Source organism: Azospirillum griseum, assembly GCF_003966125.1.
Lineage (GTDB): Bacteria > Pseudomonadota > Alphaproteobacteria > Azospirillales > Azospirillaceae > Azospirillum > Azospirillum griseum.
Window position 1 is genome coordinate 1 of the sequence record NZ_RXMA01000030.1, and the last position, 25,612, is coordinate 25,612.

Annotated in this window: 16 protein-coding genes; 9 read left to right on the forward strand and 7 right to left on the reverse strand. The window is 67.4% G+C overall.

Annotated features, from left to right (window positions below; all coding sequences use genetic code 11):
- Together EJ903_RS22095 and EJ903_RS22100 are read right to left on the reverse strand one after the other, a co-directional pair.
- A partial coding sequence (locus tag EJ903_RS22095) for an NAD-glutamate dehydrogenase domain-containing protein (protein ID WP_246015842.1) occupies window positions 1–2,347 on the reverse strand: 2,347 nt, incomplete at its 3' end.
- Between the two features lie 155 nt (window positions 2,348–2,502).
- Entirely contained in the window at window positions 2,503–3,579 is a 1,077-nt protein-coding gene (locus EJ903_RS22100) for a transporter substrate-binding domain-containing protein (protein ID WP_246015844.1), read from the reverse strand.
- Between the two features lie 148 nt (window positions 3,580–3,727).
- Here EJ903_RS22100 and EJ903_RS22105 point away from each other — a divergent pair, with 148 nt between their 5' ends.
- From EJ903_RS22105 to EJ903_RS22135, 7 genes are all read left to right on the forward strand, one after another.
- Window positions 3,728–7,228: an ATP-binding protein gene (locus EJ903_RS22105; protein WP_246015846.1), complete on the forward strand. Its 3,501-nt coding sequence runs from the start codon at window positions 3,728–3,730 to the stop codon at window positions 7,226–7,228.
- A gap of 89 nt (window positions 7,229–7,317) precedes the next feature.
- Entirely contained in the window at window positions 7,318–8,058 is a 741-nt protein-coding gene (locus EJ903_RS22110; RefSeq protein ID WP_126619547.1) for a response regulator transcription factor, read from the forward strand.
- 138 nt (window positions 8,059–8,196) lie between these two features.
- The gene (locus EJ903_RS22115) at window positions 8,197–9,240 is read left to right on the forward strand and encodes an ABC transporter substrate-binding protein (protein ID WP_126619548.1); all 1,044 of its coding nucleotides are present in this window, start codon (window positions 8,197–8,199) and stop codon (window positions 9,238–9,240) included.
- Window positions 9,241–9,270: 30 nt separating this feature from the next.
- A complete protein-coding gene (locus EJ903_RS22120; protein ID WP_126619550.1) occupies window positions 9,271–11,460 on the forward strand; it encodes an ABC transporter permease in 2,190 nt (729 codons plus the stop codon).
- Entirely contained in the window at window positions 11,457–12,539 is a 1,083-nt protein-coding gene (locus tag EJ903_RS22125) for an ABC transporter ATP-binding protein (protein ID WP_126619552.1), read from the forward strand. The genes EJ903_RS22120 and EJ903_RS22125 overlap by 4 nt, the downstream gene beginning before the upstream one ends.
- A gap of 64 nt (window positions 12,540–12,603) precedes the next feature.
- Window positions 12,604–14,619 carry a methyl-accepting chemotaxis protein gene (locus EJ903_RS27780; RefSeq protein WP_126619554.1) on the forward strand — a complete coding sequence of 672 codons (2,016 nt, stop codon included), beginning with the start codon at window positions 12,604–12,606 and terminating at the stop codon, window positions 14,617–14,619.
- A 29-nt stretch (window positions 14,620–14,648) separates the two neighbouring features.
- On the forward strand, window positions 14,649–17,357 hold the full coding sequence (locus EJ903_RS22135) for a hybrid sensor histidine kinase/response regulator (RefSeq protein WP_126619556.1): 2,709 nt from the start codon (window positions 14,649–14,651) through the stop codon (window positions 17,355–17,357).
- 40 nt (window positions 17,358–17,397) lie between these two features.
- On the opposite strand, the gene EJ903_RS22140 is transcribed toward EJ903_RS22135, so the two are convergent.
- Entirely contained in the window at window positions 17,398–18,558 is a 1,161-nt protein-coding gene (locus tag EJ903_RS22140) for a mandelate racemase/muconate lactonizing enzyme family protein (RefSeq protein ID WP_126619558.1), read from the reverse strand.
- Window positions 18,559–18,711: 153 nt separating this feature from the next.
- Between EJ903_RS22140 and EJ903_RS22145 the strand changes: the two genes are divergently transcribed.
- Both EJ903_RS22145 and EJ903_RS22150 read left to right on the forward strand, forming a co-directional pair.
- Entirely contained in the window at window positions 18,712–19,626 is a 915-nt protein-coding gene (locus EJ903_RS22145; RefSeq protein ID WP_126619560.1) for a LysR family transcriptional regulator, read from the forward strand.
- Window positions 19,627–19,715: 89 nt separating this feature from the next.
- Window positions 19,716–21,554 carry a putative bifunctional diguanylate cyclase/phosphodiesterase gene (locus EJ903_RS22150; protein WP_126619562.1) on the forward strand — a complete coding sequence of 613 codons (1,839 nt, stop codon included), beginning with the start codon at window positions 19,716–19,718 and terminating at the stop codon, window positions 21,552–21,554.
- A gap of 45 nt (window positions 21,555–21,599) precedes the next feature.
- On the opposite strand, the gene EJ903_RS22155 is transcribed toward EJ903_RS22150, so the two are convergent.
- The 4 genes from EJ903_RS22155 to EJ903_RS22170 form a co-directional block, all read right to left on the reverse strand.
- Complete coding sequence (locus EJ903_RS22155; protein WP_126619564.1) at window positions 21,600–22,880, reverse strand: TRAP transporter large permease subunit; 1,281 nt, start codon at window positions 22,878–22,880, stop codon at window positions 21,600–21,602.
- A gap of 68 nt (window positions 22,881–22,948) precedes the next feature.
- The gene (locus EJ903_RS22160) at window positions 22,949–23,482 is read right to left on the reverse strand and encodes a TRAP transporter small permease (RefSeq protein ID WP_126619566.1); all 534 of its coding nucleotides are present in this window, start codon (window positions 23,480–23,482) and stop codon (window positions 22,949–22,951) included.
- 44 nt (window positions 23,483–23,526) lie between these two features.
- A complete protein-coding gene (locus EJ903_RS22165) occupies window positions 23,527–24,471 on the reverse strand; it encodes a dihydrodipicolinate synthase family protein (protein WP_126619568.1) in 945 nt (314 codons plus the stop codon).
- A gap of 41 nt (window positions 24,472–24,512) precedes the next feature.
- A complete protein-coding gene (locus EJ903_RS22170; protein WP_126619570.1) occupies window positions 24,513–25,535 on the reverse strand; it encodes a TRAP transporter substrate-binding protein in 1,023 nt (340 codons plus the stop codon).
- Window positions 25,536–25,612: the final 77 nt, after the last annotated feature.

The window sequence follows — 25,612 nt, forward strand, 5'->3', positions numbered from 1 at the left end:
GGTAGGCGTTGGTGCGCAGGGTGGCGCGCACCAGCGTGACGAAGCGGCGCAGGATGCGGTCGTCGTCCAGATTGGTGACGGCGTCCAGCGCGGAATCGATCGCCTCCAGGATCGGGGCCTCGTCCGCGCCCGTGCCCTGGCGCAGCTTCGGGTCGAAGCGCGCGGCGAACAGCCGGGCGATCAGGCGGGCGATCTCCGGATGGCTGGCCAGCGTGGCCTCCACCGTGTCCTGCGCGTAGGCAAAGCGCGCCTGCTTCAGGAACTTCGCGTAGGCCCGCAGGACCACCACGTCCCGCGCCGTCAAACCCGCCCGCAGGATCAGACGGTTGAACCCGTCATCCTCCATCCGGCCAGACCACACGGCGGCGAACGCGTCCTGGAAATGGCGCTTGGCGTCGGCGGCGTCGGCGGGCCAGGGGGTGGCGCTGCGCACGGTGAAATCCTGCACCCACACCGAATGTTTTGCCCCGCGCGGGGTGACGGCGAACGGTTCTTCGGTGATGACCCGCAGATCCATGTGTTCGAGCATCGGCAGCGTGTCCGACAGCGCGATGGGCCGCCCGACATGGTGGATGGTGACGTGAAGCTCGTCCTCCCCCGCCTCCAGCGGGCGGCCGAGGTTGATCGAGAAGCCCGACCCGGCCAGGGCCTGTTCGATCCGCCCGATGTCGAACACCGCCTGCGCGGCGCTGTGCGAATCGCGGTAGCCGACCGGGAAGGCGTCGGCGTAGCGGGCGGCCAGCGCCAAGCCGCGTTCCTCCCCGTTCGCGTCGATCAGCGCGCTGCGCAGATGGTCGGCCCACCCGCGCGAGGCCAGAACCAAGCGCTGCTCCAGCGCGGCCAGATCGACCGGCGGCAGGCCATCGGGACCGGCCTGGACGATCATGTGCAGCCGGGCCAGACGGCTGTCCCCCAACTGGGTGTAGAAGGCCGAGCAACGGCCCCGATAGGCGTCCTCCAGAATGGTTTGGATCGTCCGGCGCAGATCGGTGTCGAAACGGTCGCGCGGCACGAAGACCAGGGCGGAGATGAAACGCTCGAACGGATCCTTGCGGACGAACAGGGCCAAACGCTGGCGTTCCTGCAAATGCAGGATGCCGATGGCGATGTCGTGCAGTTCGGCGGGCTGGATCTGGAACAGCTCGTCGCGCGGGTAGGTTTCCAGAATGTTGAGCAGCGCCTTGCCGTCATGGCCCAGCGGGTCGAAGCCGGCGCGGGCGGCGACCTGGGCGACCTTGCGGCGCAGGATCGGGATGTCGCGCGGGCTGGCGTTGTAGGCGGTGGCGGTGAACAGGCCGACGACCAGCCGTTCGCCGACGATCCGCCCGTCGGCGTCGAACCGCTTGATCAGCACGACGTCCAGCGCGACCGGCCGGTGAACGGTGGAGTCACGGTTGGCCTTCGTCACCAGCAGCGGGCGGGGTTGGCGCAGGAAATCGCGCACCTCCGCCGACAGGCTGGCGGAATGGCGCAGGCCGTCGAACACCGTCACGCCGTCGTCGCGCAGCACGCCCAGCCCGCTGCCCGCGATCAGCTCCAAATCCGGTTCGTCGCCGTCGGTCACGCGGTAGTCGCGCGCGCCCAGATAGGTGAAATTGTCCTCGTCCATCCAGGCGAGGAAGGCGGCGGCCTCTTCGGCCTCCCCCTCGGGCATGGCGCTGCGGGCGGCGGCGGTCAGGGTGGCGGATTCGGCGATCCGGCTGCCGATGGTCCGCCAATCCTCCACCGCCGCGCGGACGTCGGTCAAGACCGCCTCCAACCCGGCGCGGATGGCCTCCTGGGCGGCGGGATCGCCCACCGGGTTGACCTGCACATGCATCAGCGATTCCGGGCGGGCGCCCGGCGGCGCGTCGGTTCCCGGTTCGAACAGGCTGGTGATGTCGCCCGCCGCGTTGCGCAGGATCGGCAGCACCGGGTGAATCACCAGATGGACGGTCAGGCCCCGGCGGTTCAGCTCCGCCGTCACCGAATCGACCAGGAAGGGCATGTCGTCGTTGACGATTTCCACGATGGTCCGCTGCGCGTGCCATCCGGCCTGCTCCACGCGCGGGGTGTAGACCCGCACCGTCGCGGTCCCGGCCGGGCGGCGGCGGGCGGCCTGCCACATGGCCAGCGCCGCGCCGTAGAGCTGCTCGTCGGGGGTGTTGGCCAGATCGGCGGGCGGGACGTTGGCGTAGAACTGGCGGACGAACCATTCCACGGTCGCCGCCCCCTCGCGCTCGATCCGCTCGCGCACCAGCGCCGTCACCCGGCCCAGCGTGTCGTCGATCCGCCGTTGCAGCGGTCCCGGTTCCAGCGTGGTCGGTTCCAACATCGGTTCATTCATGGCCACAGCGGTTCGATTCATCGTCGGATGTCCAGCCCATTGCCTGCGCGCGCCGCGCCCACCATGGACCGGCGGCGCGACTATCCGCCGCGCGGATGAACAGGGATGCGAGCAAATATGAACAGCCCGTGGGCAAGTGTGGACAGATGTGAACAGGTCCCTATTGAAAGACCGGCCTATTGAAAGACGGGGGCGAAGAGCAGGCCGCCCTGGGTCCAGGGGCGATTGGATCCGCGTTCCAACCCGAAGGGGGAACGGCTGCCGATGTTCCGTTCGAAGATTTCGCCGTAATTGCCGACCTGCACGATGGCCTGATAGGCCCAGTCGGGGCGCAGCCCGATCTTGCGCGCCTCGTTTGGCAAACCCGAGAGCAGTCGTTGCACCTCGCTGTTGCCGGTGATGCGAAGAAATCCGGCGTTCTCACCCGTCACGCCCGCGTCTTCGGCCAGAAACAGCGCAAACATGGTCCAGCGGATCGCGCTCAACCAAAGGCGGTCACGATTCGACGCGACCGGAGCCACCGCTTCGCGGGCGGGGATTGGCGGCGTGGTCACGAGCAGCCCATCGCGGTTGCCCTCCAACCCGCGCAAGGCCGTGACCAGCAGGGAACGGTCGGTCGACAACGCGTTGCATTCCCGCCCGATGAAGGCTTGCAGCGCGTCGGGCCAGGTCGCCACCGGGCGCAGAGTCCAACCGGGCCGCTCCTTTCGCGCCAGATAGGCGTCCAGATTGGCGAAGGAGGTGGAACCCACGGGGGTGCAGATCGTTGCGTCCCCCACCTCCAGCGGAGAGCGCCCGTCCGGCCGTTTCCAAACGGCAATTCCCTGCTCGTCGTGAAACACCGGTGGACCAAAATCGACCGGGTTGCCCGCGTCGCGCGCCAGCGTCCAGGAGGTTTGCGCGAAGGACACATCGACATCACCCGCTGTGAGCGCGGCGAACTCCTGCGGCTTGGACAGGCGGCGAACCTCCACCGCGTCCGCCCGGCCCAGGACAGCGGCGGCCAGCGCCCGGCACAGATCGACCATGAAGCCAATCGGTCGCCCGGCCTTGTCGTTGGCGGCGAAACCAGGGTTGTAGGACACGCCGCAGCGCAAGGCCCCACGCCGTTCGATCTCGCTGATGACGCTGCCGTCATCCTTGGCTTGCGCGGGAAAGGGGGGCTGTGGATCGGCAGCCAGGGCCGCTCCATTCGCCAACACGCCGATCCACACCAGCGCGGCGCATCCCCACTGTCTGATGACCTGTTTCACTGCCACACCGCAAAGCCCATGACGTCGTCCACAAGACCGCTATGATGGCGGTCATGATACGGCGGTGCGGGCGCGGAGCAAGACCACAAGGGCGCTGTTCGACAAACAACGGCCACCGACGCACCACTCAGCAGGACCAATCGACGGCATGGGACACGGCTCTGGCATGGCAAACGAGGCGGTTGGACGTCCGGCGGGCGTTGGTCGGGTGCGCATCGGCGTCGGGGCGCGGCTGTTTGGTGCCCTCGCCTTCAACGGTCTTGTCGCCCTCCTGATTGGATTGGGGGCCTATGTCGCCTTTGATGGCCTGCACATCGGCATCACCCGGGTGACGTCGGAGCGTTTTCCCGCCGTTGTCGCCGCTGCACGGCTGGAACGTCAGCACCAGCGGATCATGCGAAGCCTGGAGCAGCTTGCGCTGTCCAGCGACAATTCGGGGCGCGAAACGATCAATCAAGGGCTGGCCGACCAGTTGGTGGGGTATGATCGGCTGCTGTCGGAGCTTGATGTCGGGGACAACCGCCCCGCCCAGCGCATCGCCAGTCTGAAGCAGCAGCGCGACGAGATTTTGCGCCTGCGCGAGGCCATCGACCGAGGGGTGAGCGCCCGCATCACCGCCCGGCGTGGTTTGATCGACCGTGACCGCGACGTGCGGCAGTTGGCCGACGGGTTGGCCGACCCGGCCCTGCGCACCCTGCCGGATGCCGCGACCCAACGCTGGCTGGCGATGGCCGAACGGCTGCTGTTTCTCACCGCGTCGGTGCATCAGGCGGAAAGCAGTTTTGGCCTGACCCGGCTGAAGGATGGAGCCTCCGCCCAGATCACCGCCTTGTCCGATCTGTCCGCCTTGCCGGATGCGGTCCGGGATCGGGCGGAGCGGTTGATCGGCGGAATGCGTGGGGTGGTGGAGGGGGAGCGCTCCGTCTTCCGCCAACGACAGGCGGAGTTGCAGGCGTCGGAATCACTGACGGGGCTGATCGACCGGGCCAATCAGGTTTCGCTGGTCAACACCGGCCTGACCACCGGCATTTTCGTGGAACAAACCCGCGCGGCGGAGGACAGCCGCCAGCAGATCATCGAAATTTCCACCACCTACACCCGCCTGTTCTTCGCTTCGGTCGGGGTGGTTCTGGTGGGGATGGTGCTGTCCTTTCTCTATGTCCGGCGCAAGGTGCTGGCCCGGTTGTGGGCGGTCAGCGAGGCGATCCGTGACCGCACGGCGGGCGGCAGCGGGGAGATTCCCGCCAGCGGGGCCGACGAGATCGGGGAGTTGGCGCATGCCCTGCGCTTTTACATCCACGAAACCGGTGTGAAGAGCGAGGCGTTGCGACGGAACGAACAGTGGTTGCGCACGGTGTTGGAAGCGGCCCCGGTCCCGCTGGTGATCTCAGGGCGTGACGACGGGCAAATCCGCTTCGTCAACCGCCGCGCCGCCGACCTGTTCGGCGCGCGCGAGGCCAAGGCGCTGTTGGGACGCCCCGCCGCCAGCGTCTGGTCGGCCCCGGCGGTGCGCGACGCCTTCGTGCAACAGGTTCTGGACACGGGCGTGGCCCAGGATGTGGAAGCGGAGCTGGTGACGGAATCCGGTTGGACCATCTGGGGCCTGCTGTCCGGCATCGCGTTCGAGTTCCAGGGCGAAGAGGTGCTGCTGAGTTCGGTGGTGGACATCACCCGCCGCCGCGAGGCGGAAGAGATGCTGCGGCGGACCCAGGCCTTTCTCGACGCCGTGATCGACAATGTGCCGAGCGTGCTCTACGTGCTGGACGGCGACAGCGGTCGGGTGGTGCTGTGGAACCGCGCGGCGGAGGAGGCGTTCGGGACCAGCCGGTCCACCATCCAGAACCGCCCGTTGGTGGAGGCGCTGGGCGAGGAGACGGGCCGCGCGCTGGCGGGCGGCGAACCCGGTGCCCTGCGCTCCCTGGGGGTGGAGGAGCTGGTGTTGACGCGCGACGGCGACACGGCGGTGTTCGCCCTGCAACGCCACCCGTTCGAATGGTCGGGCGATGGGCGCTGCCACATCATCTGCATCGCCAACGACATCACCGCGTCGCGCCGCGCCCGCGAGGAGCTGCGGCAGGCCAAGGAGCGGGCGGAGCGCGCCGACGCCGCCAAGACCGAGTTCCTCGCCACCGTCAGCCACGAGATGCGCACGCCGCTGAACGGCATCCTTGGGCTGTGCCGCCTGCTGCTGACCGGGCGTTTGGATCCGGGGGAACGGCGCTACGCGGTGTCGATCATGCGCTGCGGCCATGGGCTGCTTGATCAGGTGAACGACATCCTGGATCTGCGCAAGATCGAGGATGGCAAGCTCGACCTCGACCCCGCCCCCTGCGCCATCCTGCCGGTGCTGGAGGAGGTGGTGGCGACGGTCGAGAGCCTGGCCAACGAGAAGGGCATCGCGCTCGACCTCGACATCGCGCCGGAGGTGCCGGAACTGGTGGTTCTGGACCGCCAGCGGCTGCGGCAAATCCTGGTCAATCTGGTCGGCAACGCCATCAAATTCACCGAACGCGGCGGGGTCGATCTGCGCGTGGCCATCGGCTGCGATGGGGCCGGGGGGGAAACGCTGGTGATGAGCGTGCGCGACACCGGCATCGGCATTCCGGCCGACCGGCGGTCTGCGATTTTTGAAAAGCTGGAGCAGGCCGATCCCACCATTTCCCGCCGCTTCGGCGGCAGCGGTCTGGGGCTGGCCATCGTCCGCCATCTGCTCGACGCCATGCAGGGGACTGTGACCGTGGACAGCGTCGTCGGGCTGGGCAGCCTGTTCACCGTCGCCGTCCCGCTGGTTCGGGTGGACAACCCGGCCCTGCCGACCGCGCCGGGGCGGCTGTTGCCGGTGCATATGGTCCGTTCGCTCGCCCTGCTGCTGGTGGAGGACGACGCCATCAACCGCGAGGTGGCGATGGGCCTGCTGTCGGACGCCGGGCACCGCATCACCATCGCCGAAACCGGGGAAAAGGGGCTGGAGCTGGCGGCGCGGCGGCGGTTCGACGCCGTGCTGCTCGACATTCGCCTGCCCGACATCGACGGGCCGGAGGTGGCCCGCCGCATCCGTGCGCTGCCGGACGAGGCGCACGCCTTGGTCCCCATCGTCGCGGTGACGGCCAACGTCTTCGCCGCCGACCGCGCGCGCTATCTGGCCGCCGGGATCGACGCAGTGATCGAAAAGCCGATCTTCCCGGAACGGCTGATGCATCTGTTGTCCAACACGGTCGGGCGACGGATGGAAAACGCCGCCGATCCCGCTGATCCCACCGACGCCGCACCGGAGGTGGAGGCGCGGCCCGCCACCGGTCCCGCCGCCGATCCGCTGGTGAATCCGGAGATCCTGCACCGATACGTGCAGTCTCTCGGTCCGGCGCGCTTCGCCACCATCCGGGGGCTGTTGCTGGAGGCGGCGGCGGACGGTTTGCCCCGCCTGTCCGATCCCGACACCGATGACGCCGACCTGGAGGACATCGCCCACCGTCTGGCCGGTGCGGCGAGCCATTTCGGTCTGACCGGCTTCGTCGGTGTGATGCGTGCCATCGAAGACGGGGTGCGTGAAGGTCGCCGCCCGGAGGCGCAAGCCCTGGCCGCCACCGCCCAGTCCATCTTCACTCAGGCCGTGGCCGCAATGGACGCCCGCTGCGCGGCGACGGTGTAGAAGGGACGCGATGCGCGACAGCCCGGCTTGACGGCGTGACCGGATGGCGGGCAAATGGCGCGTCTCCTCTGTTCAGGGCGTGCGCATCCATGCTTTCCCGTGACGACCGTCGCCTGAAGATCGCTGTCGTTGATGACGACCCGGCGGTGCGGCAGACCGTGGCGGATCTGCTGACGGAGGAGGGCTACGAGCCGGTCTGTTGCGCGGACGCAGCGTCCTTGCTGTCGACGCTGGAGGCCATGCGGCTTGATCTGATCGTGCTGGATCTGAAGCTGCCGGACCGCGATGGCATCGCCCTGTCGGCGCAGATTTCCGCGACCAGCGGCACGCCGATCATCATGCTGACCGGGCGGGCCGGGGACATCGACCGGGTGATGGGGTTGGAGGTCGGGGCTGACGACTACATCGTCAAGCCGTTTCACAATCGGGAGTTTGTGGCGCGGGTCAAGGCGGTGTTGCGCCGGACGATGCGGGAGATGACGGCCCCCGCCGCCGCCAGCCCCAAGCGGGGTTATCGCTTTGCCGGCTTCACGCTCGACACCGACGGGCGCAAGCTGACCGATCCGATGGGGCGGCCGGTGACGCTGACGGTGGCGGAGTTCGATTTGTTGCTGGCGCTGGTCCGCGCCCATGGCCGGGTGTTGAGCCGCAACCAGATTCTCGACCTGACCCATCACGACCGCGACGACGTGTTCGACCGCACCATCGATGTGCTGATCCTGCGCCTGCGTCGCAAGATCGAGAGCAACCCGCAACAACCCTGGCTGATCCGCACCGAACGCGGGCTTGGCTATATTTTTGATTGCGCGGTTGAGGCCTTTGGCGGGTGAGGCGGTTCAACCCAAGTTAACACTGTTACAAACAATCCGCCTCCCCATGACATGCCCGGTTTATGTGGCGCTGCTATCCCTGTCGTCACCGCCCGGCCAGACCGGCGCGAAGAAACGCAAGCATCAGGAGGAACGTCGATGAGCGGCGTGGTGACAGGTTGGACCGGGCGTTTTGGGGCCGGTTTGGTGGCGCTGGTGGCGTTGGCCGCATCCCCGGCGAGCGCGCAGGAGCGTTTGACCGTTCTGTGCGGCGTGCAAGAGGAATGGTGCAAGGCCATCGCCGTTGCCTTTGAAAAGAAATCGGGCATTCCGGTGGCGATGAGCCGCAAAAGCGCGGGCGAGGCCCTGGCCCAGCTTCGCGCCGAGGCCGCGAATCCCAAGACCGATGTCTGGTGGGGCGGCCCTGGCGATCCGCATCTGCAGGCGGCTGAAGAAGGGCTGACCCAACCCCAGGACAGCCAATACGCCAAGGATCTCCAGCCTTGGGCCTTGAGCCAGCACCGCCAATCGAAGGGCCGCAGCGTCGGCATCTACGCCGGTGCGCTCGGCTTTGTCTACAATGTGGAGATGCTGGCCAAGCGCAAGATCGAGCCGCCGAAATGCTGGGCCGATCTGCTGCGCCCGGAATTCAAGGACGAGGTTCAGATCGCCAACCCCAACGCATCGGGGACCGCCTACACCGCGCTTGCCACCCTGGTGCAGATTTTCGGCGAGGATGGGGCCTTTGAGTATTTGAAAAAGCTGAACGACAACGTCAATCAATACACCAAATCCGGCAGCGCTCCGGCGTCCGCCGTGTCGCGCGGCGAAACGCTGGTCGGCGTCATCTTCACCCACGATGGGATCAACCAGAAGGTCAACGGCTTTCCGGTGGATGTGAGCACCCCGTGCGAGGGGACCGGTTACGAGATCGGTTCGGTCAGCATCATCAAGGGAACCCGCAAGCTCGACGCCGCCAAGGCGTTCTACGAGTTCGCCCTCAGCCCCGAGGGGCAGGCGACCGGCGCGCAGGCCAAGCAATTCCAGGTGCCATCCAACAAGAAGGCCCCGACCCCGCCGGAAGCGCCGAATTTCGAAGACATTCGTTTCATCGACTACAATTTCCAGAAATACGGGACCGCCGAGGAGCGCAAGCGCCTGCTGTCGCGTTGGGATTCCGAAATCAAGTCCGCCGGAAAGTAACCTCCTCGGCTCCAACGCACAGGTGATGTGATGCGTCACAGCTCGGCACTCTGGGTGGTGCTGGGGTGGGTGGGCTTTGCCCTGCTGCCCTGGTTTTCCAGCGCCGCGACTCAACTTTCCGTCAACCCGCCGGGGGCGGGGCTGGCGGGATCCGCTTTGATCGATGGGCTTGCCAACGGCCGCTGGTGGCTGTTGCCGCTGCTGGCCCCGCTGGTGGCCGGGGTGGGGGCTGTGGCGCTGCCCCGCCATCATTCGCTGCACCCGTGGCTGTTGCTGGTGGGTGGGGCGGCTGGTCTGCTCTGGACCGTTGTCCAGGGCTTCGCCATCGGCTTGAACGGCTGGAATTGGCCTGGGCTGGCGGCGCTGTTCGGCCCGCTGCCGCAGGGGCAGGGAGCCTTTGGCCTGGGGGCCGCGCTGACCATGACGGCCTTTCTGTTCCAGACGACCGGTGGATTTGCCGGGCTGGGTTGCATGAAGGGCGACCGCTTCACCGCCGGGGCCATCGGGCTGGTGCTGTTGTCCATCGCCCTGTTCGTGTTCCTGCCGGTCGGTTTTGTCCTGAGCAGCGCCGGGGACAGCGGGGCGGGCGGTTTTTCCCCGCTGGCCCTGTGGACGCGGTTGACCGCACCGGACATCTGGCGGCTGAACTGCCTGTATGAAAACCGCAGCTGTGGCGTGGTGTGGAACAGCGTGTTCCTCGCCACCATGACCGGGCTTCTCACCACGCTGCTGGGCCTGGCCTTCGCCCTGGTGGCGGTGCGCACCGGCTTCCGCGCCAAGGGGCTGTTGCGGATGCTGACGGTGCTGCCGATCATCACCCCGCCCTTTGTCATCTCGCTGGCGGTGATCCTGCTGTTCGGGCGCACCGGCACGGTGACGCTGGCCCTGGCCGATTGGTTCGGCATCCCGCCGTCGCGCTGGATCTACGGCCTGCCGGGGGTGTTGCTGACCCAGACGCTGGCCTTCACCCCCATCGCCTTTCTGGTGATGATCGGGGTGGTCCAGGGCATCGGCCCGTCGCTGGAGGAGGCCGCCCAGACGCTGCGCGCCAGCCTGTGGGTGACGTTCCGCACGGTGACGTGGCCGATGATGCGGCCCGGTGTGGCCAACGCCTTTCTGATCGGCTTCATCGAAAGCCTGGCCGATTTCGGCAACCCCCTGATCCTGGGCGGCAATTACGACGTTCTGTCCACCAAGATCTATTTCGCCGTGGTCGGCGCGCAGAACGATCCGGGGCGCGCGGCGGCGTTGGGCATCATCCTGCTGGGCCTGTGCCTGGGGGCCTTCTGGCTGCAACGCCGGTGGCTTGGCACGAAATCCTACGCCACCGTCAGCGGCAAGGGCGACAACGGCGTGCCGCCGGCGCTGCCGACCGGGGTGCGGGTCGCCGCCTTCGCCACCGCGCTTCCGTGGGCGGTCTTCACCTTCATCCTGTATGGCATGGTGCTGTTCGGCGGCTTCACCGAGAATTGGGGGCGCAACAACAGCCTGACCCTGCGCCACTACCGCAACGCCTTTGATCTGACCTGGGGCGAGCATGGGCTGATCTGGGCCGGGCGGGCGTGGGATTCGCTGTTCACCACCATCCAGGTGGCCGGGCTGTCGGCCCCGCTGACGGCGGCTGTCGGCCTGATGACCGCCTATCTGCTGGTGCGCCAGCGTTTCGCCGGGCAAAGCGCGTTCGAGTTTTTCACGATGCTGAGCTTCGCCATTCCCGGCACGGTGATCGGCGTCAGCTACATCCTGGCCTTCAACCAGCCACCGGTCGAACTGACGGGGACGATGGCGATCCTGATTTTGTGCATCGTTTTCCGCAACATGCCGGTCAGCATCCGCGCCGGGGTGGCGGCGATGTCGCAGATCGACCGCAGCCTGGACGAAAGCTCGCTGACCCTGGGAGCTGGCAACCTGCAAACCATCCGCCGGGTGATCCTGCCGTTGCTGCGCCCGGCGATCGTCGCCTCGCTGGTCTACAGCTTCGTCCGCGCCATCACCTCCATCAGCGCGGTGATCTTCCTGGTCAGCCCGGAGCATGAACTGGCCACCGCCTACATCGTCGGGCGGGTCGAGCAGGGGGATTTCGGCCTCGCCATCGCCTACAGCTCGGCCCTGATCGTCCTGATGGGCGCGGTCATCGCCCTCATTCAACTCGTGGTCGGGGAGCGCCGCATCGGCCGCCGCACGACCGACCGCCTTGCCTTGCAGGAGAAACCGGTATGAGCATCGCCACCAACGCCAGCGGTGTGGAGTTCCGCAACGTCACCCGCCGTTACGGCCAGGCCGTTGCCGTCAACGATGTCAGCTTCAGCATCCGGGCGGGGGATCTCGTCACCCTGCTGGGGCCGTCGGGTTGCGGCAAGACCACCACGCTGCGCATGATCGCCGGGTTGGAGATGGCGTCCTCCGGGACCATCCTGATCGGCGGCAAGGACGTGACCCGCCTGCCCGCCACCGACCGCAACGTCACCATGGTGTTCCAGTCCTACGCCCTGTTCCCGCACATGACGGTGGCGGAGAACGTTGCCTATGGGCTGGTGGTCGGTGGGATGCGCAAGACGGACGCGGCGGAGAAGGCCGCCGCCGGGTTGGATCTGGTCGGGTTGTCGGGCTATGGCCAACGGCTGCCCAGCGAATTGTCGGGCGGGCAGCAGCAGCGCGTGGCCGTGGCCCGCGCCCTGGTGCTGGAACCCGAGGTGCTGCTGTTCGACGAACCGCTGTCCAACCTGGACGCCAAGCTGCGCCGCAAGATGCGCGACGACATCCGCGATTTGCAGCAGACATTGGGCCTGACCTCCGTCTATGTCACGCACGACCAGGAAGAGGCGCTGGCGGTGTCCGACCGGATCATCGTGATGAATCGCTCGGTGATCGCTCAGATCGGCTCGCCGACCGATCTCTACCGGCGGCCCCGCGACCGCTTTGTCGCCGACTTCATCGGCGGTGCCAACCTGATCGAGGCGGAGTTGATCGGGCGTGGCGATGGCGTGGCGGCTGTCCGCGTTGGCCACGCCGTGCTGCCGGTCCCGGACGCCGATGTGGCCGCCGATCTGCCGTTGGGCGGGGTGCTGTTGGCGGTGCGCCCCAACGCCATCCGCCTGCGGGCCGAGGTCGGGACCGGCAACGGCGTCCCGGTGACGGTGCGCAAGGCCACCTATCTCGGCTCCCACATGGAATATGGGTTGACCAGCGCGCTGGGCGACCTGTTCGCCATCGACACCAACGTCGTCAACCCGGTTCCGGCGGGAACCACGGTGACGGCCCGCTTCGCCGACGATGGGGTGATGGTGGTCCCGCGCTGACCGGCGCGACCCGTTCCGACGCACCGCAGCAACCGCGACTCCACACCCAACGGGGACGACAGCCATGGCACAGGGGAACAGCGCACTGGGGAACAGCGCACAGGGGAGCATTGGGGCCGATCACGCCGCGTACCGGGGAATCCGCTTTGGCATCCGGTTCCGTTTGAGCGCGGCGATCGCCGTGGTCGTGGCGATGACCTTCGTGGCGGGCGGCATCGCCCTGTACGCCTTCGGCGGTGTGGCGCGCGGCATGGACCGCATCATGTCGGTCGGGTTGCCGGTGGTGGAGCTGGCCCTGCGTCTGTCCGAACAGAGCGCGCAACTGGCCGCCGCCGCTCCGCCGCTGGCCAACGTCCGCACCCAGATGGAGCGTGGGGTGGCGGCGGCGGAGTTGGACACCCGCGTTCAAGCCCTGCGTGCGGCGATCGACGCGTTGCGGCAGGCCGGGGTCGATCTGGCGACGATCCAGGCTCCGGCGGCGGCGCTGGTGGAGAATCTTGACCGCCTGAACGCGGCGGTCGAAGCCCGGCTGGCGACGCTGTCGCGCCATGGCGCGCTTCAGCGCCAGTTGGATGCGGCCTACGCCAAGCTGGCGGGCGATCCGGCCCTGTTGGCCCAGGCCAATCGGCTGCACGGCATTCTCAGCACCGCCCTGTCGGTGGACGACCCGCGCGATTTGCGCGATTGGAAGGGGCGTTTCGACAAGGCGTTGACCCCAACCACACCGTCGTCGGGCGGATCGTTCGATGCGTTGGTCGCCCTCGGGACTGGCAAAGACGGGGTGTTTGCCATTCAGCAGGCCGGATTCTCTGCCGGCAAGACGGTGGTGGAGTTGCTGGAAGTCAACCGTGGTCTGGCCGCCGATTTCAGCGCCGCCGTGGCCGCCGTGGTGGAACGGGCGAAAGCGGAGGCCACTGAGTCGGCCATCGGCGCGCAGGGGGCCATCGACCAGGGCAACCGCCTGTTGGCCATCACCACCGGGGCCAGCGCCCTGGTCGGGCTGTTGATCGCCTGGTTCTACGTCCGCCGCAATCTGGCCCGGCGGTTGGAGCGTTTGACCGGGGCGATGGACCGCATCGCCACCGGCGACCTGTTGGCGGAGATTCCCAGCGGTGGGCGCGACGAGATCGCGGTGATGGCCGGAGCCTTGACTGTGTTCCGCGACAACGCCATCGCCATGGAGCAGGCCCGCGCGGAAACCGAAGCGCTGCGGCAGCGCCAGTCGCTGGATCGGCGGCGCGAACGGGAGTCCTTGGCCCACTCCTTCCAGGCCACCGTGGACCGGGTGGTGGGCGAGGTGAAGGGCGGGGCGGAGGAGGTGAGCCTGGTGGCGCGCGGCCTGTCCGACACCGCCCTGCGCACCTCCAGCCAATTGGCCGATGCGCTGGTCGCCACCCGCAGCGCCAACGAGAATTTCCAGACCGTGGCGGCCGCCGCCGATGAGCTGTCGCGCTCCATCGCCATGATCGGGCAACAGATCACCATCTCGTCCAGCGTCACCCGCCGCGCGGTTCAGGGGTCTGAGCAGACGACCCGGCAACTCGGTGTGCTGCAGCGGTGTGTGGAGCGCATCGCCGACGTCAGCAACGTCATCAGCGCGGTGGCCGCCCAAACCAATCTGCTGGCGTTGAACGCCACCATCGAGGCGGCGCGTGCGGGCGAAGCTGGGCGCGGGTTTGCCGTTGTTGCCAGCGAGGTCAAGGCGCTGGCCGGGCAGACCGCCCAGGCGACGGAGGACATCACCGCGCAGATCGTTGCCATCCAGCGCGCGGCCATCGACACCCGCACGGCGTTGGAAGCGATTTCCCTGACGGTGGACGAGGTCGACAAGACCACCGCCGCCATCGCGGCGGCGGTGGAGCAGCAGGGGGCGTCCACGGCGGACATCGCGCGCAGCGTCGGGTTGGCGGCCGACAACGCCGATTGCATCCGGGGGGTGATCGAAAGCGTCTCCGGCGAAGCCAACCAGACCAAGGACGTGGCGGGCAGGGCAGCGGGCAGCGCCGACCGGATGCTGTCCTTGTCCGGTCAATTGGAGCAGGAGCTTGAGGTCTTCCTGACCGGGCTGAAGGCGTCCTAAACTGTGGGAAGAGGCGGGGGATTGACAGCATGACTCCTCGCCCGGCCAGTGTTGCGAAATGGGGGGCCATGGTCCGGCGCGTCTTGTCGCCCGCCAGCGTGCGTGGGCGGTTGGTGGCGGCCTTCGGGGTGATGGTCCTCCTCACCACGGCGGTCGGCGGGGTTGGCTGGTTCGGTTTCGGCGAAACCGAACGCGCGCTGGTGTCCTTGCAGAATGATGGGTTGGGCGAGATCGCGCTGGCGCTGCGCCTGTCCGAACGCAGCAGCGGCTTGGCCGCCCGTGCCCCCTTCATCGCCGCCATCACCTCGACCCCGGCGCTGGACGCGGAGCGCAGCCGCCTGGAGCAGCGCTTGATCGACCTGACCACGCTGGTGCGCCAATTGCCGGACCGCTTGCCGGGTCTGGAGTTGGATCGGCCCCATGTGCCGTCGCGCGTGCCGCCGCTGGTCCGGTTGGCCGGGCGTTTGGACGGCACGCTGCGGAGTCTGGTGGACGCCACCGGTGAGGCCATCGACACGCGGATCGAGGTGATGGACATCCGCAGCGGGCTGGAACGCCAGCGGGCCTTGGGCGACGCGTTGGCCGAGGCGGCGTTCCGTCGGGTGGATGGTGCGCCCGATCCGCGCACCCTGCGTTTGGCCGACCGCCTGCGCGATTGGGTGGCCGCCATGCTGGCGGCGGAGGATCAGGCGGAGCTGGCGCGGCGACGGGAGGGATTCGAAGCCGATTTGCTTCGTCTGCGCCGCGCTGCCCAACAGGATGGGCGCGCGCTGCCCGAACTGGTGGAGTTGCTGGCGCTTCTGGAACGTCAGAGCCGGGCCGCCGACGCCCGCAGCCGTCTGATGGGCATCGAACAGCGCATGCATTTCCTGGTTGCGGCGGCCAACACACTCGCCGTGCAGATGACACAGGATGTGGACCGGGTGACGGCGGCGATGCAGGCGGCGACGCGGCAACGGGCGGACGCCACGTCACGCGCGCTCGCGTCGGGGCAGGCCAGCATTCTGGTGCTGGGTGTCCTGTGCGCGCTGGCTGCGCTGGGGGCGGCGCTGTATGTGGTGCGCGACGTGGCGGCCAATCTGCGGGCGGTGACGCGGGCGATGTCTGCCTTGGCGGGTGGGGATCGGCAGGTCAGCGTTCCCGCCACCGACCGGCATGACGAGATCGGCGATCTGGCCCGGGCCTTCAACGTGTTCAAAACCAACGTCTTCGAACGCGACGATCTGGCCCGCCAGTTGGGGGAGAATTCCCGCATGCTGACGGCGATCTTCAACAACATGAACGACGGCTTGTCGGTGTTCGACCAGAACGGCCAGCTGGTTGCCTGGAATCCGCGCTTTCTGGATCTGAACGGTTTCACGCCGCAGGATGTGGCCGGTTGCAGCCTGGCCGATCTGCAGCGCAACCTCCTGGCGCGCGGGGTGACGATCCGCATGATCGACGGTCGGCGCGTCGATCCGGCGGCGCTGACCCGTCTGCGCGCCGCCCAACCTGTGCGCTGGGAGCATCATTTTGCCGATGACCGTGTGGTGGAGCTGCACAGCAGCCCGATGCCGTCCGGCGGCTTCATCACCACCTATTCCGACCTGACCGAACGGCGCGACATCGAACGCCGGTTGCGTCAGGCGCAGAAGATGGAGGCGGTCGGCCAGCTGACCGGCGGCATCGCGCATGACTTCAACAATCTGCTCGCCCCGATCATCGGCAACCTGCAGATGATCCACGATGATCCCAGCAACCCGGATGAGGTGCGGCCACGCGCTTTGCGGGCGCTTGATGCCGCCGAACGGGGGGCGACGACGATCCAACGCCTGTTGGCCTTTTCCCGGCAACAGGCCTTGCAGCCGCAAACCGTCGATGTGAACGAGATGGTCGAGGGGATGCTGGATCTGCTGAGCTATGGTTTGGGTACGGGTGTGACGTTGGTCCCGGCGCTGACGCCGGGGCTTCCCCTCGCCCTGGTCGATCCCGGTCAGTTGGAAAACGCGCTGCTCAATCTGGTGGTCAACGCCCGCGACGCGATGGGCGAGGGGGGCGGGACCATCACCATCGCCACCCGTGCGGAGCGTCGGAGCGAGGAGGTGGTGGCGGACCGGGTTGTCCTGTCGGTGATCGACACCGGTGGCGGCATGCCACCCGCCGTGCTGTCGCGGGTCTTCGAACCTTTTTTCACCACCAAGCGCTTTGGCCGGGGCAGTGGCTTGGGTCTGTCGATGGTCTATGGCTTCGTCCGCCAATCGGGTGGCACGGTGGACATCACCAGCGAGGTTGGGCAGGGGACCACGGTCGCCATGCGCTTTCCCGTTGCCCCGCCGTCCGAAATCCCCATTCCGCTGGCCGAACGCATCCTGCCATCCGCCGGGCCGCAACGCTGCGTCCTGGTGGTGGAGGATGACCCGGCGGTGCGGGCGACCGCCGTGGACCTGCTGACCGGCCTTGGCTATCGCGCGCTGGCGGCGGCTTCGGCGGACGCCGCGTTGGCGTTGCTGGCGCGCGAGCCGGTGGATGTTCTGTTCACCGACGTGATGCTGAACGGCGGCATGAACGGACCCGAACTGGCCGCCGCCGCAACCGCCCGCCATCCGGGCCTGCATGTTCTGTTCTGTTCGGGCTACGCGCGGGATTTTCTGGTCAAAAGCGCGTCCCTGCCGCCCGACCTGCGCTTCATCCCGAAACCCTATCAGAAACAGGCGCTGGCGGCGCACCTGCGCGGCCTGTTCGATCCGGCGGCCTTGTGAGGGGAGGGAGCGTTCCCGCCGTCGCCCGTCTCAGGCTGCTTTACGTGGCAAGATCGCGCATGACCGTGATGAGGTCGGATTTGCCTTCAAAGCCGATGCCGGGCAGATCGGGCATGACGATGTGACCGTGCTCCACCCGCACGCCGTCGGGGAAGCCGCCGAAGGGTTGGAACAGGTCCGGGTAGCTTTCGTTGCCGCCCAGCCCCAGACCGGCGGCGATGTTCAGCGACATCTGATGACCGCCGTGCGGGATGCAGCGGCTGGGCGACCATCCGGCGGTCTTCAACACCTCCAGCGTCCGTTGATACTCGCACAGGCCATAGGACAGGGCGCAATCGAACTGGAGCCAATCGCGATCCGGGCGCATGCCGCCGTAACGCAGCAGGTTGCGGGCGTCCTGATGGCTGAACAGATTTTCACCGGTGGCCATCGGTCCCGGATAGAACTCCGCCAGCGCGGCTTGCAGGGCGTAATCCAGCGGGTCGCCAACCTCCTCGTACCAGAAGAGCGGGTAGTCGCGCAGCATCTTGGCGTAGGCGATGCCCTGTTCCAGTGTCAGCCGCCCGTTGGCGTCCACGGCCAGTTGCGCCTTGCCGTCCAGCTCCGTCAGCACCGCTTCGATGCGCGGCTGGTCTTCGGCGATGCCGTTGCCGATCTTCATCTTGACCACGGTGTAGCCGCGATCCAGGTAGCTGCGCATCTCGCCCCGCAGCGCGTCCAGCCCCTTTCCGGGGTAGTAATAGCCGCCGGCGGCGTAGACGAAGACCTTGGGGTTGGCCTCGCGGCCATGGCGTTTGGCCAGCAGGCGGAACAGCGGTTCCCCGGCGATCTTCGCCACCGCATCCCACACCGCCATGTCGATGGTCCCGACGGCGACGGAGCGTTCGCCATGGCCGCCGGGCTTCTCGTTCTTCATCATCGCCGCCCAAATCCGGTCGGGATCCAGGTTGGTGCCGCTGTCGTCGAGCAGGCTGTCCGGCGCGGCCTCCAGAATGCGGGGGGCGAAACGCTCGCGGATCAAGCCGCCCTGGCCGTAGCGCCCGTTGGAGTTGAAGCCATAGCCGATGACCCGGCGGCCGTCGCGCACCACATCCGTCACCACGGCGACCAGCGACAGCGTCATCTTGGAAAAATCGATGTAGGCGTTGGCGATGGCCGAGGCGATCGGGGCGGTGGTTTCGCGGATCTCGACGATTCTCATGGGGCATCTCCTGTTTGGGGCCGCTGCGGCTTCGTTGTCCGGTCGGCTTGACGTATAAGCGGCGGGGCGGCGGCGGCCCAATGCCAAGACCGTGGTTCGTCATGCAGGATCGGCATCACCAATGACGTGGAACTGGGGCGGGTTTGTGCAGGGATGGATCTGAACTGGCTGGATGATTTTCTGGCGCTGGCCGAACACAAGACGTTCGCGCGGGCGGCGGAAACCCGCAACGTGACCCAACCGGCCTTCAGCCGCCGCATCCAGGCGTTGGAGGAGTGGATGGGAACGCGCCTGTTCGCCCGCTCCCCGCAGGGAACCACGCTGACGCCCGCCGGTGATTTCCTGCGCGCCCATGCGGAGGATGTGTCCCGCCGCGTCCATCGCCTGCGCCAGGACACCCGCGCGGTGGCCGGGCGGGAGGCGTCGGCCATCACCATCGCCGCCACCCACGCCTTGTCCTTTGTCTTCTTTCCCGATTGGATCCGGGGGCACGCGCGCTTTGCCAGCCTCGGCCCGCTCAACCTGATTTCCGACACGATGGAGGCGTGCGAACAGTTGATGGCGCGCGGCGCGGCGGATTTCCTGTTGTGCCACAGCCACCGCGACGCCATGCCCCGGCTGGACACGCGCCATTTCATCAGCGCCATCGTTGGCCAGGACGCGTTGGTGCCGCTTTGCGCCCCGCTGGCGGATGGTAGCCCGCGCTGGCCGCTGCCCGGCGATCCGTCGGCGCCGCCGCGCCTGCTGTCCTACCGCCCGCAATCGGCGCTGGGCCGCATCGTCGCCGCCACCTTGGGACGCAACGGCCTGACCCTGACGGCGCACAACGCGCTGACGGCGCAGTTGGCGGCCACGCTGTTGACCATGGCGCGCCAGGGCGATGGGGTGGCGTGGTTGCCCAGAACCCTGGCCGAGGATGATCTGACCGCCGGGCGTCTGGTGGAGGCCGGGGACGGGCGTTTCACCATCGGGGTCGAAATCCACCTGATCCGCCCGCGCCATCGCCAATCACCGACCGTTGAAGCCTTTTGGGCCGCCGTGACCGCTGGCGAACACCGCGACCAATAGGATTTGCGAGAAAATTTTGTGATATAATTATTATACACAAGTAAGATAACAATATCTCTGTCCGGTGAATCTGGATTGGAGATCATGTCATGTCCCATGCCCCACAGCGCCATGCCGGGGATCCGTCTGTCAGCTCCCCGAGCCTGCGCGCGCCCGCGTCGGGCGGCAGCCCTGCGCAGGTGCTGCGGCTGGTTCTGGACAACATGGCCGAAGGGGTGTGCGTCGCCGATCTTGACGGGCGGATCATCACCGCCAACCCGGCGGCGGAGGCGGTGTTCGGCCCGCTGCACGGCGTGGCCTTTGACGAACGCTTTGGCCCGTCCTTTCGCCTGGACGATCAGATCACGCCGTGCCCGCCCGCCTTGCGCCCGATGACCCGCGCCATCCGGGGCGACAGCATCGAGCGGCAAAGCCTGTTCCTGGACCGGGGGGCGGAGGGGACGGAGGAAGAGGGGGCGCGGCCCGGTGCCTGGATCCGCGTCAACGCCCGCCCGCTGCTGGAAACCAATGGCCGGATCGTTGGCGGTGTTCTGGTTTTCCGCGACATCACCCACATCAAGGCCACCGAAGACCGCATGGCCTATCTGGCGCAGTTCGACGCCTTGACCGGCCTGCCCAACCGCTTCCAGTTCCGCCAGCGGCTGGAGCGCGCGATCACGGCGGCGCGCGGGGCCGGGCGTCGGCTGGCGGTGCTGTTCCTGGATTTCGACCGCTTCAAGGAGATCAACGACAGCCTTGGCCACGAGTTGGGCGACGATCTGTTGGTCGCCATCGCCCGCCGCATCCGCGACGCCCTGCCGCCCTCTGTTTTCGTGGCGCGCTTTGGCGGAGACGAGTTCACCGCCTTGATCGAGGATCCGGGGGAGCGGGAGGAGCTGGCGGTGTTGGCCGCGCGGGTGCAGCGGGCGTTGGCCGACCCCTTTCCGCTGGCGGGCGACAGCTACAGCCTGTCGGCCAGTGTTGGGGGCGTGCTGTTTCCCGACGACGCCGACGCCATCGACGATCTGTTGCGCAAAGCCGACATGGCGATGCAGCACGCCAAGGAGCAGGGCCGCAACGCCCTGCAATTCTACGACGCGGCGATGACGGCGGCGGCGGCGGAGCGGTTGGCGATGAAGGCGCAGTTGGCCCAGGCGTTGGAGCGCGGCCAGTTCTTTTTGCATTATCAGCCGTTGGTGGAGGCCGGATCAGGCCGCCCGGTGGGGGTGGAGGCGCTGTTGCGCTGGCGCAGCGAGGCGTTCGGCCTCGTTTCCCCCGCCACCTTCATTCCCTTGACCGAGGAAAGTGGGCTGATCGTGGCGATTGGCCGCTGGGTGCTGGACACCGCCTGCCGTCAGGCCCGCGCCTGGGAGTTGGCCGGGCAGCCGCCGATCGAGATCGCCGTCAACCTGTCTCCCCGCCAACTGCGCGACCCGGAGCTGGTCGAGCATGTGCGCGGGGTGCTGGACCGCAGCGGCCTGGATCCCTCCCGTCTGGTGCTGGAAATCACCGAAGGGCTGCTGATCGAGGACATGGCGCTGAGCCGCCGGGTTTTGGCGTCGCTGAAGCGGTTGGGCATCCGGCTGGCGCTGGACGATTTCGGCACCGGCTATTCCAGCCTCAGCTACCTCAACAGCCTGCCGTTCGACATCCTGAAGATGGATGGCTCCTTCACCCGCAACCTCACCGATGGGCAGGCATCCAACACCGGCGGGCAGGCCATCGCGCGGGCGATCATCGCCTTGGGGCAGAGCCTGAACATGCTGCTGGTGGCCGAAGGGGTGGAAACCGCCGAACAGCACGCGTGGCTGACCCGCAACGGCTGCGATCTGGTCCAGGGCTATCATTTCGGCCGTCCGGCGGCGGCGGACGATGTGACCGGGGTCCTGCAAGGTCTGGCGCTCGCCCACAGCGCGCGCCAGATCGGGCAGAGCGATTTTGTGATCTGAACGGGAAGGGCGACGGCGGCCGGAAAGCCGCCGTCGCTGCAACTCTCACCCGGCGAACCAGCGGGCCGGAACGGTGACAAGCGATGGGAACAGCACCAGCAGGGCCAACACGATCAGTTGCGCCACCATGAAGGGCCAGACGCCCCGGATGACGCTGCCCATGCTGAGTTTCCCCACCCCGGCGACGACGTTCAGCACCGTGCCGACCGGCGGGGTGATGAGGCCGATGGCGTTGTTGATGATGAACAGCACGCCGAAATAGACCGGATCGATTCCGGCCTGCTTGATGACCGGCATCAGAACCGGGGTCAGGATCAGGATGGTCGGGGCCATGTCCATCGCTGTTCCCACCACCACGACCAGCAGCATGATGACCGCCATCAACAGGGTGGGGTTGTCCATGAAGGGCGACAGCAGCGCGCCGACCTGGGCGGGCAGGTTGGCGATGGTGATCATCCAGGCCGACACCATCGCGGCGGCGACCAGGAACATCACCACGGCGGTGGTGGTGGCGGCTGACGCGAACAGATCGTACAGCTGGGCGGGTTTCAGCTCGCGGTAGACCACCATGGCGACGAACAGCGAATAGACCGCCGCGACGACCGCCGCCTCCGTCGGGGTGAAGACACCGAACTTCAGGCCGAAAATGATGATCCCCGGCAGCATCAGCGCCCAAAAGCCGTCGCGCAGCGCGGCCAACAGCTCCGCCGCCGTGGCGCGGGGGGGAGGGGTCAAATCCTCCTTGCGCACCGACAGCCACCAGGCGGCGACCAGCGCCAGCCCCAGCATCAGGCCCGGCATGATCCCGGCCAGGAACAGCTTGGTGATCGACACGTTGGCGATGACGCCGAAGATGATGAAACCGATGCTGGGCGGGATGATCGGCGCGATGATGCCCGCCGCCGCGATCAGGCCGCCAGAGCGGGCGGGGTCATGCCCGGCGGCCGTCATCATCGGCATCAGCAGGGCTGTCAGCGCGGCGGCGTCGGCCACCGCCGAGCCGGAGAGGCTGGCCATGATGCAGGCGGCCAGAATGGCGACATAGCCCAGACCGCCCCGGATGTGGCCGACCATCGCCATGGCGACGGCGACGATCCGCTTGGACAGGCCCCCGGCGTTCATCACCTCGCCCGCCAGCATGAAGAAGGGCACGGCGACCAGCGGGAAGCTGTCGGCCCCGTTGATGACGTTCTGGGCGACGATCTGCGCGTCGAAAGCGTCGAGATGGGCCATCAGGGCCACGCCGCACAGCAGCAACGCAAAGGCGATCGGCATGCCAATCGCCATGGCCCCCAGCAGGGAACCGAGAAACACGGTGACGATCATCGGGTGCGTCCTTGGTCGGCGCGGCGTTGACAGAAGACAGGGCAGCGGAAGACAGGAGATATGAAACCTCAGCGTGGGGTGTGGGCGGTCTCCGCCGATTCCTCCGACTCCGTCACCATGATGAGTTGCGCGTCGCTCATCCGGCCCGTGACCGCGCGGACCAGATTGGTCAGCAGGATCACCGACCCCAGCACCCCGAACAGCACGCCGGAGCCATAGAAAATGCCCATCGACAGGCCGGTCGCCGGGGACGCCACGTCGAGGTTGATGAGCGTCTGCTCCCAACTGCCGCTCAACAGCAGTCCGGTGGCGTAGATCATCAGGAGATGGCTGACGACGAAGCAGGCCAGACGCCCGGCGCGCGGCAGGGCCGCCACCAGGCTGTCCATGCCCAAATGGCCGTTGCGGTGCAGCGCCACCACCGCGCCCATGAAGGTCATCCACACGAACAGCAGCCGGGTCAGCTCCTCCGACACCGTGATGCCGCTGTTGTAGCCATAGCGCAGCACGACGTTGCCGAAGACCAGGACCAGCATGATCGCCAGACACAGCACCATCAGGAATTTCAGGACCGCGACGTAGCCTTCGATCACCCGCGCCATGGCGTTTCCTCCCTTGGGCGTTGTTGTTGGATCCGCAGCGCCCGTTACCGGCGCGGGCCGGGCAGAGCGGCGATGCGGGCGCGGAACTGGTCGGTTCCGACCATCACCTTGTCCAGAACGGCGTCGAGCGCCCAGAAGCGTTCGCGCACGTCGTAATCGATCACCCGGCAGCGGATGGAGTCAAAGGTGCCGAGCCGCTGGTGGACGATCTTCGCCAGGGCCGGATAGCCCAACCCTTCCGTCACCGCCGCCAGCACCAGGAAGGTCGCCAGCTCGTCGCACAGGGCCGGATGATCCGCCCCCTCCAGCCGCATCCAGCGGTACAGGTCGGGGTGGATGTTGGTGAACACGCCGGTGAAGCCCGGCGACCCCGCCCGCATGGCGTCGCGGGCAATCGCCGCGTTGGCGTTGATGACGGCCAGACCGCTGCCCTGCGCCATCGCCACCCGCCGCGTCACCGTCGGCAGATCGCAACTGACGTCCTTCAGCAGGGTGAAGCGCCCGACCTCCAGGCAATAACGGAACTCGCTGTCGGACAGCAGCCGCCGGTAGGGGGCCGGGCATTCGTACAGCCCGAGCGGCAGATCGGCGGGCAGCCGGGCCAGCAGATGGTCAAGCGTGCGGCGGAACACCACCTCCCCCTCATTCTTCGGGTCGAGGTGGTTCGTGACCAGCACCAGGGCGTCGCAGCCGGTGGCGGCCATCGCCGTCAACTCCTCGACCTGCGCGTCGAGGTCGTCGCTGATGTGGCCGGAGACGACCACCGGCACCCGCCCGTTGACGGTGGCGATCACCGACCGGGCGAGCGCCACGCGTTCGTCCAGCGACAGGAATTGCATTTCGCTGGATTGGCAGACGGCGAACAGGGCGTCGGCCCCGTTGGCGATGTACCACTCGGTCAGCCGCGCCAGACCCGCCGGGTCGATGTCTCCGGCCTCGGTGAAGGGGGTGAGCATCACCGGGATGATGCCTTCGATGCGTTGGGCCATGGTCGGCTGAATCCGTGTGTTGGGATGGGGGATGGGAACGATCAGCGGGCCGCGCGGGCCTTGGCGATCTCGGCCTTGGCCTGGGCCATCAGCGCGGGATCGACCTTTTGCGAAAAGCTGTCGATGACCGGTTGGATTTTGGCGCGGAACTTCTCGATTTCCGCCGGGGCGAGCGTGGTCACGGTCATGCCGCGCGCCTTCAGCTCCTCCACCGCCTTGCCGGCCTGTTCGCGCGACACGGCGCGTTCGTAATCGCGGGCCTCCTGCGCGGCCTCTTCGATCAGCTTGCGTTCGTCGGCGTTCAGCTTGGCCCAGAATTTGGCGCTGACCAGCACGGCTTGCGGGTTGTACATGTGGTTGCTGAGGGTCAGGTACTTTTGAACCTCGTTCAGCTTGGCGGACAGAATGCTGGGGGCGGGGTTTTCCTGCCCGTCCACCGTCTTGGTTTCCAGCGCGGTGTAGACTTCCGGGAAGGGCAGCGGCACGGCGTTGGCCCCCAGCGCCTTGAACAGTTCGATGTAGATCGGCGACTGGACGACGCGGATCTTCAGCCCGGCGATGTCATCGACCGTGGTGACGGCGCGGCGGCTGTTGGTCAACTGGCGGAATCCCAGCTCCCAATAGGCCAGACCGACCAGCCCCTTGGGTTGCACGCGGTCGAGCAGGGCGCGGCCCACCGGCCCGTCCATCACCGCGTCGGCCTCCTTGGGCGTGTCGAACTGGAAGGGCAGATCGACCAGAACGAAATTCGGATCCAGGCTCGACAGCAGACCGGCGTTCAGCACCGTCATTTCCACGATGCCGCCCTGCAAGGCGGAGATCATCTGAACGTCGCCGCCCAGCGCCCCGTTCGGGTGCAACTGGACCTTCATCTTGCCGCCGCTCTTGGCCGCCACGATCTCGGCGAATTTGCCCATGCCCAGGACCAGCGGCGAACCATCCGCCCCGGCGCTGGCCATCTTGAAGCTGTGCGTGCCGATTTCGGCGGCGTGGCCAACGTTGGCAACCAGCAGCGCGCCGACCGACAGCGCACCCGCGACCATGGCGGTCAGAGTCTTCCGCATCGCGTTCCTCCTGAATGGCCCGTGCCGGGCCTTGATGTTTCGGTTTGTGACGTACCGGGTTTGGGGATTGGCGGATG

Bases quoted from the DNA above. Each gene is read 5' to 3' on its own strand.
- EJ903_RS22140 (WP_126619558.1), bottom strand. From the start codon at position 18,558: ATGAGAATCGTCGAGATCCGCGAAACCACCGCCCCGATCGCCTCGGCC.
- EJ903_RS22110 (WP_126619547.1), top strand. From the start codon at position 7,318: ATGCTTTCCCGTGACGACCGTCGCCTGAAGATCGCTGTCGTTGATGAC.
- EJ903_RS22145 (WP_126619560.1), top strand. From the start codon at position 18,712: ATGGATCTGAACTGGCTGGATGATTTTCTGGCGCTGGCCGAACACAAG.
- EJ903_RS22120 (WP_126619550.1), top strand. From the start codon at position 9,271: ATGCGTCACAGCTCGGCACTCTGGGTGGTGCTGGGGTGGGTGGGCTTT.
- EJ903_RS22125 (WP_126619552.1), top strand. From the start codon at position 11,457: ATGAGCATCGCCACCAACGCCAGCGGTGTGGAGTTCCGCAACGTCACC.
- EJ903_RS22105 (WP_246015846.1), top strand. From the start codon at position 3,728: ATGGGACACGGCTCTGGCATGGCAAACGAGGCGGTTGGACGTCCGGCG.
- EJ903_RS27780 (WP_126619554.1), top strand. From the start codon at position 12,604: ATGGCACAGGGGAACAGCGCACTGGGGAACAGCGCACAGGGGAGCATT.
- EJ903_RS22115 (WP_126619548.1), top strand. From the start codon at position 8,197: ATGAGCGGCGTGGTGACAGGTTGGACCGGGCGTTTTGGGGCCGGTTTG.
- EJ903_RS22155 (WP_126619564.1), bottom strand. From the start codon at position 22,880: ATGATCGTCACCGTGTTTCTCGGTTCCCTGCTGGGGGCCATGGCGATT.
- EJ903_RS22150 (WP_126619562.1), top strand. From the start codon at position 19,716: ATGTCCCATGCCCCACAGCGCCATGCCGGGGATCCGTCTGTCAGCTCC.
- EJ903_RS22160 (WP_126619566.1), bottom strand. From the start codon at position 23,482: ATGGCGCGGGTGATCGAAGGCTACGTCGCGGTCCTGAAATTCCTGATG.
- EJ903_RS22170 (WP_126619570.1), bottom strand. From the start codon at position 25,535: ATGCGGAAGACTCTGACCGCCATGGTCGCGGGTGCGCTGTCGGTCGGC.
- EJ903_RS22135 (WP_126619556.1), top strand. From the start codon at position 14,649: ATGACTCCTCGCCCGGCCAGTGTTGCGAAATGGGGGGCCATGGTCCGG.
- EJ903_RS22165 (WP_126619568.1), bottom strand. From the start codon at position 24,471: ATGGCCCAACGCATCGAAGGCATCATCCCGGTGATGCTCACCCCCTTC.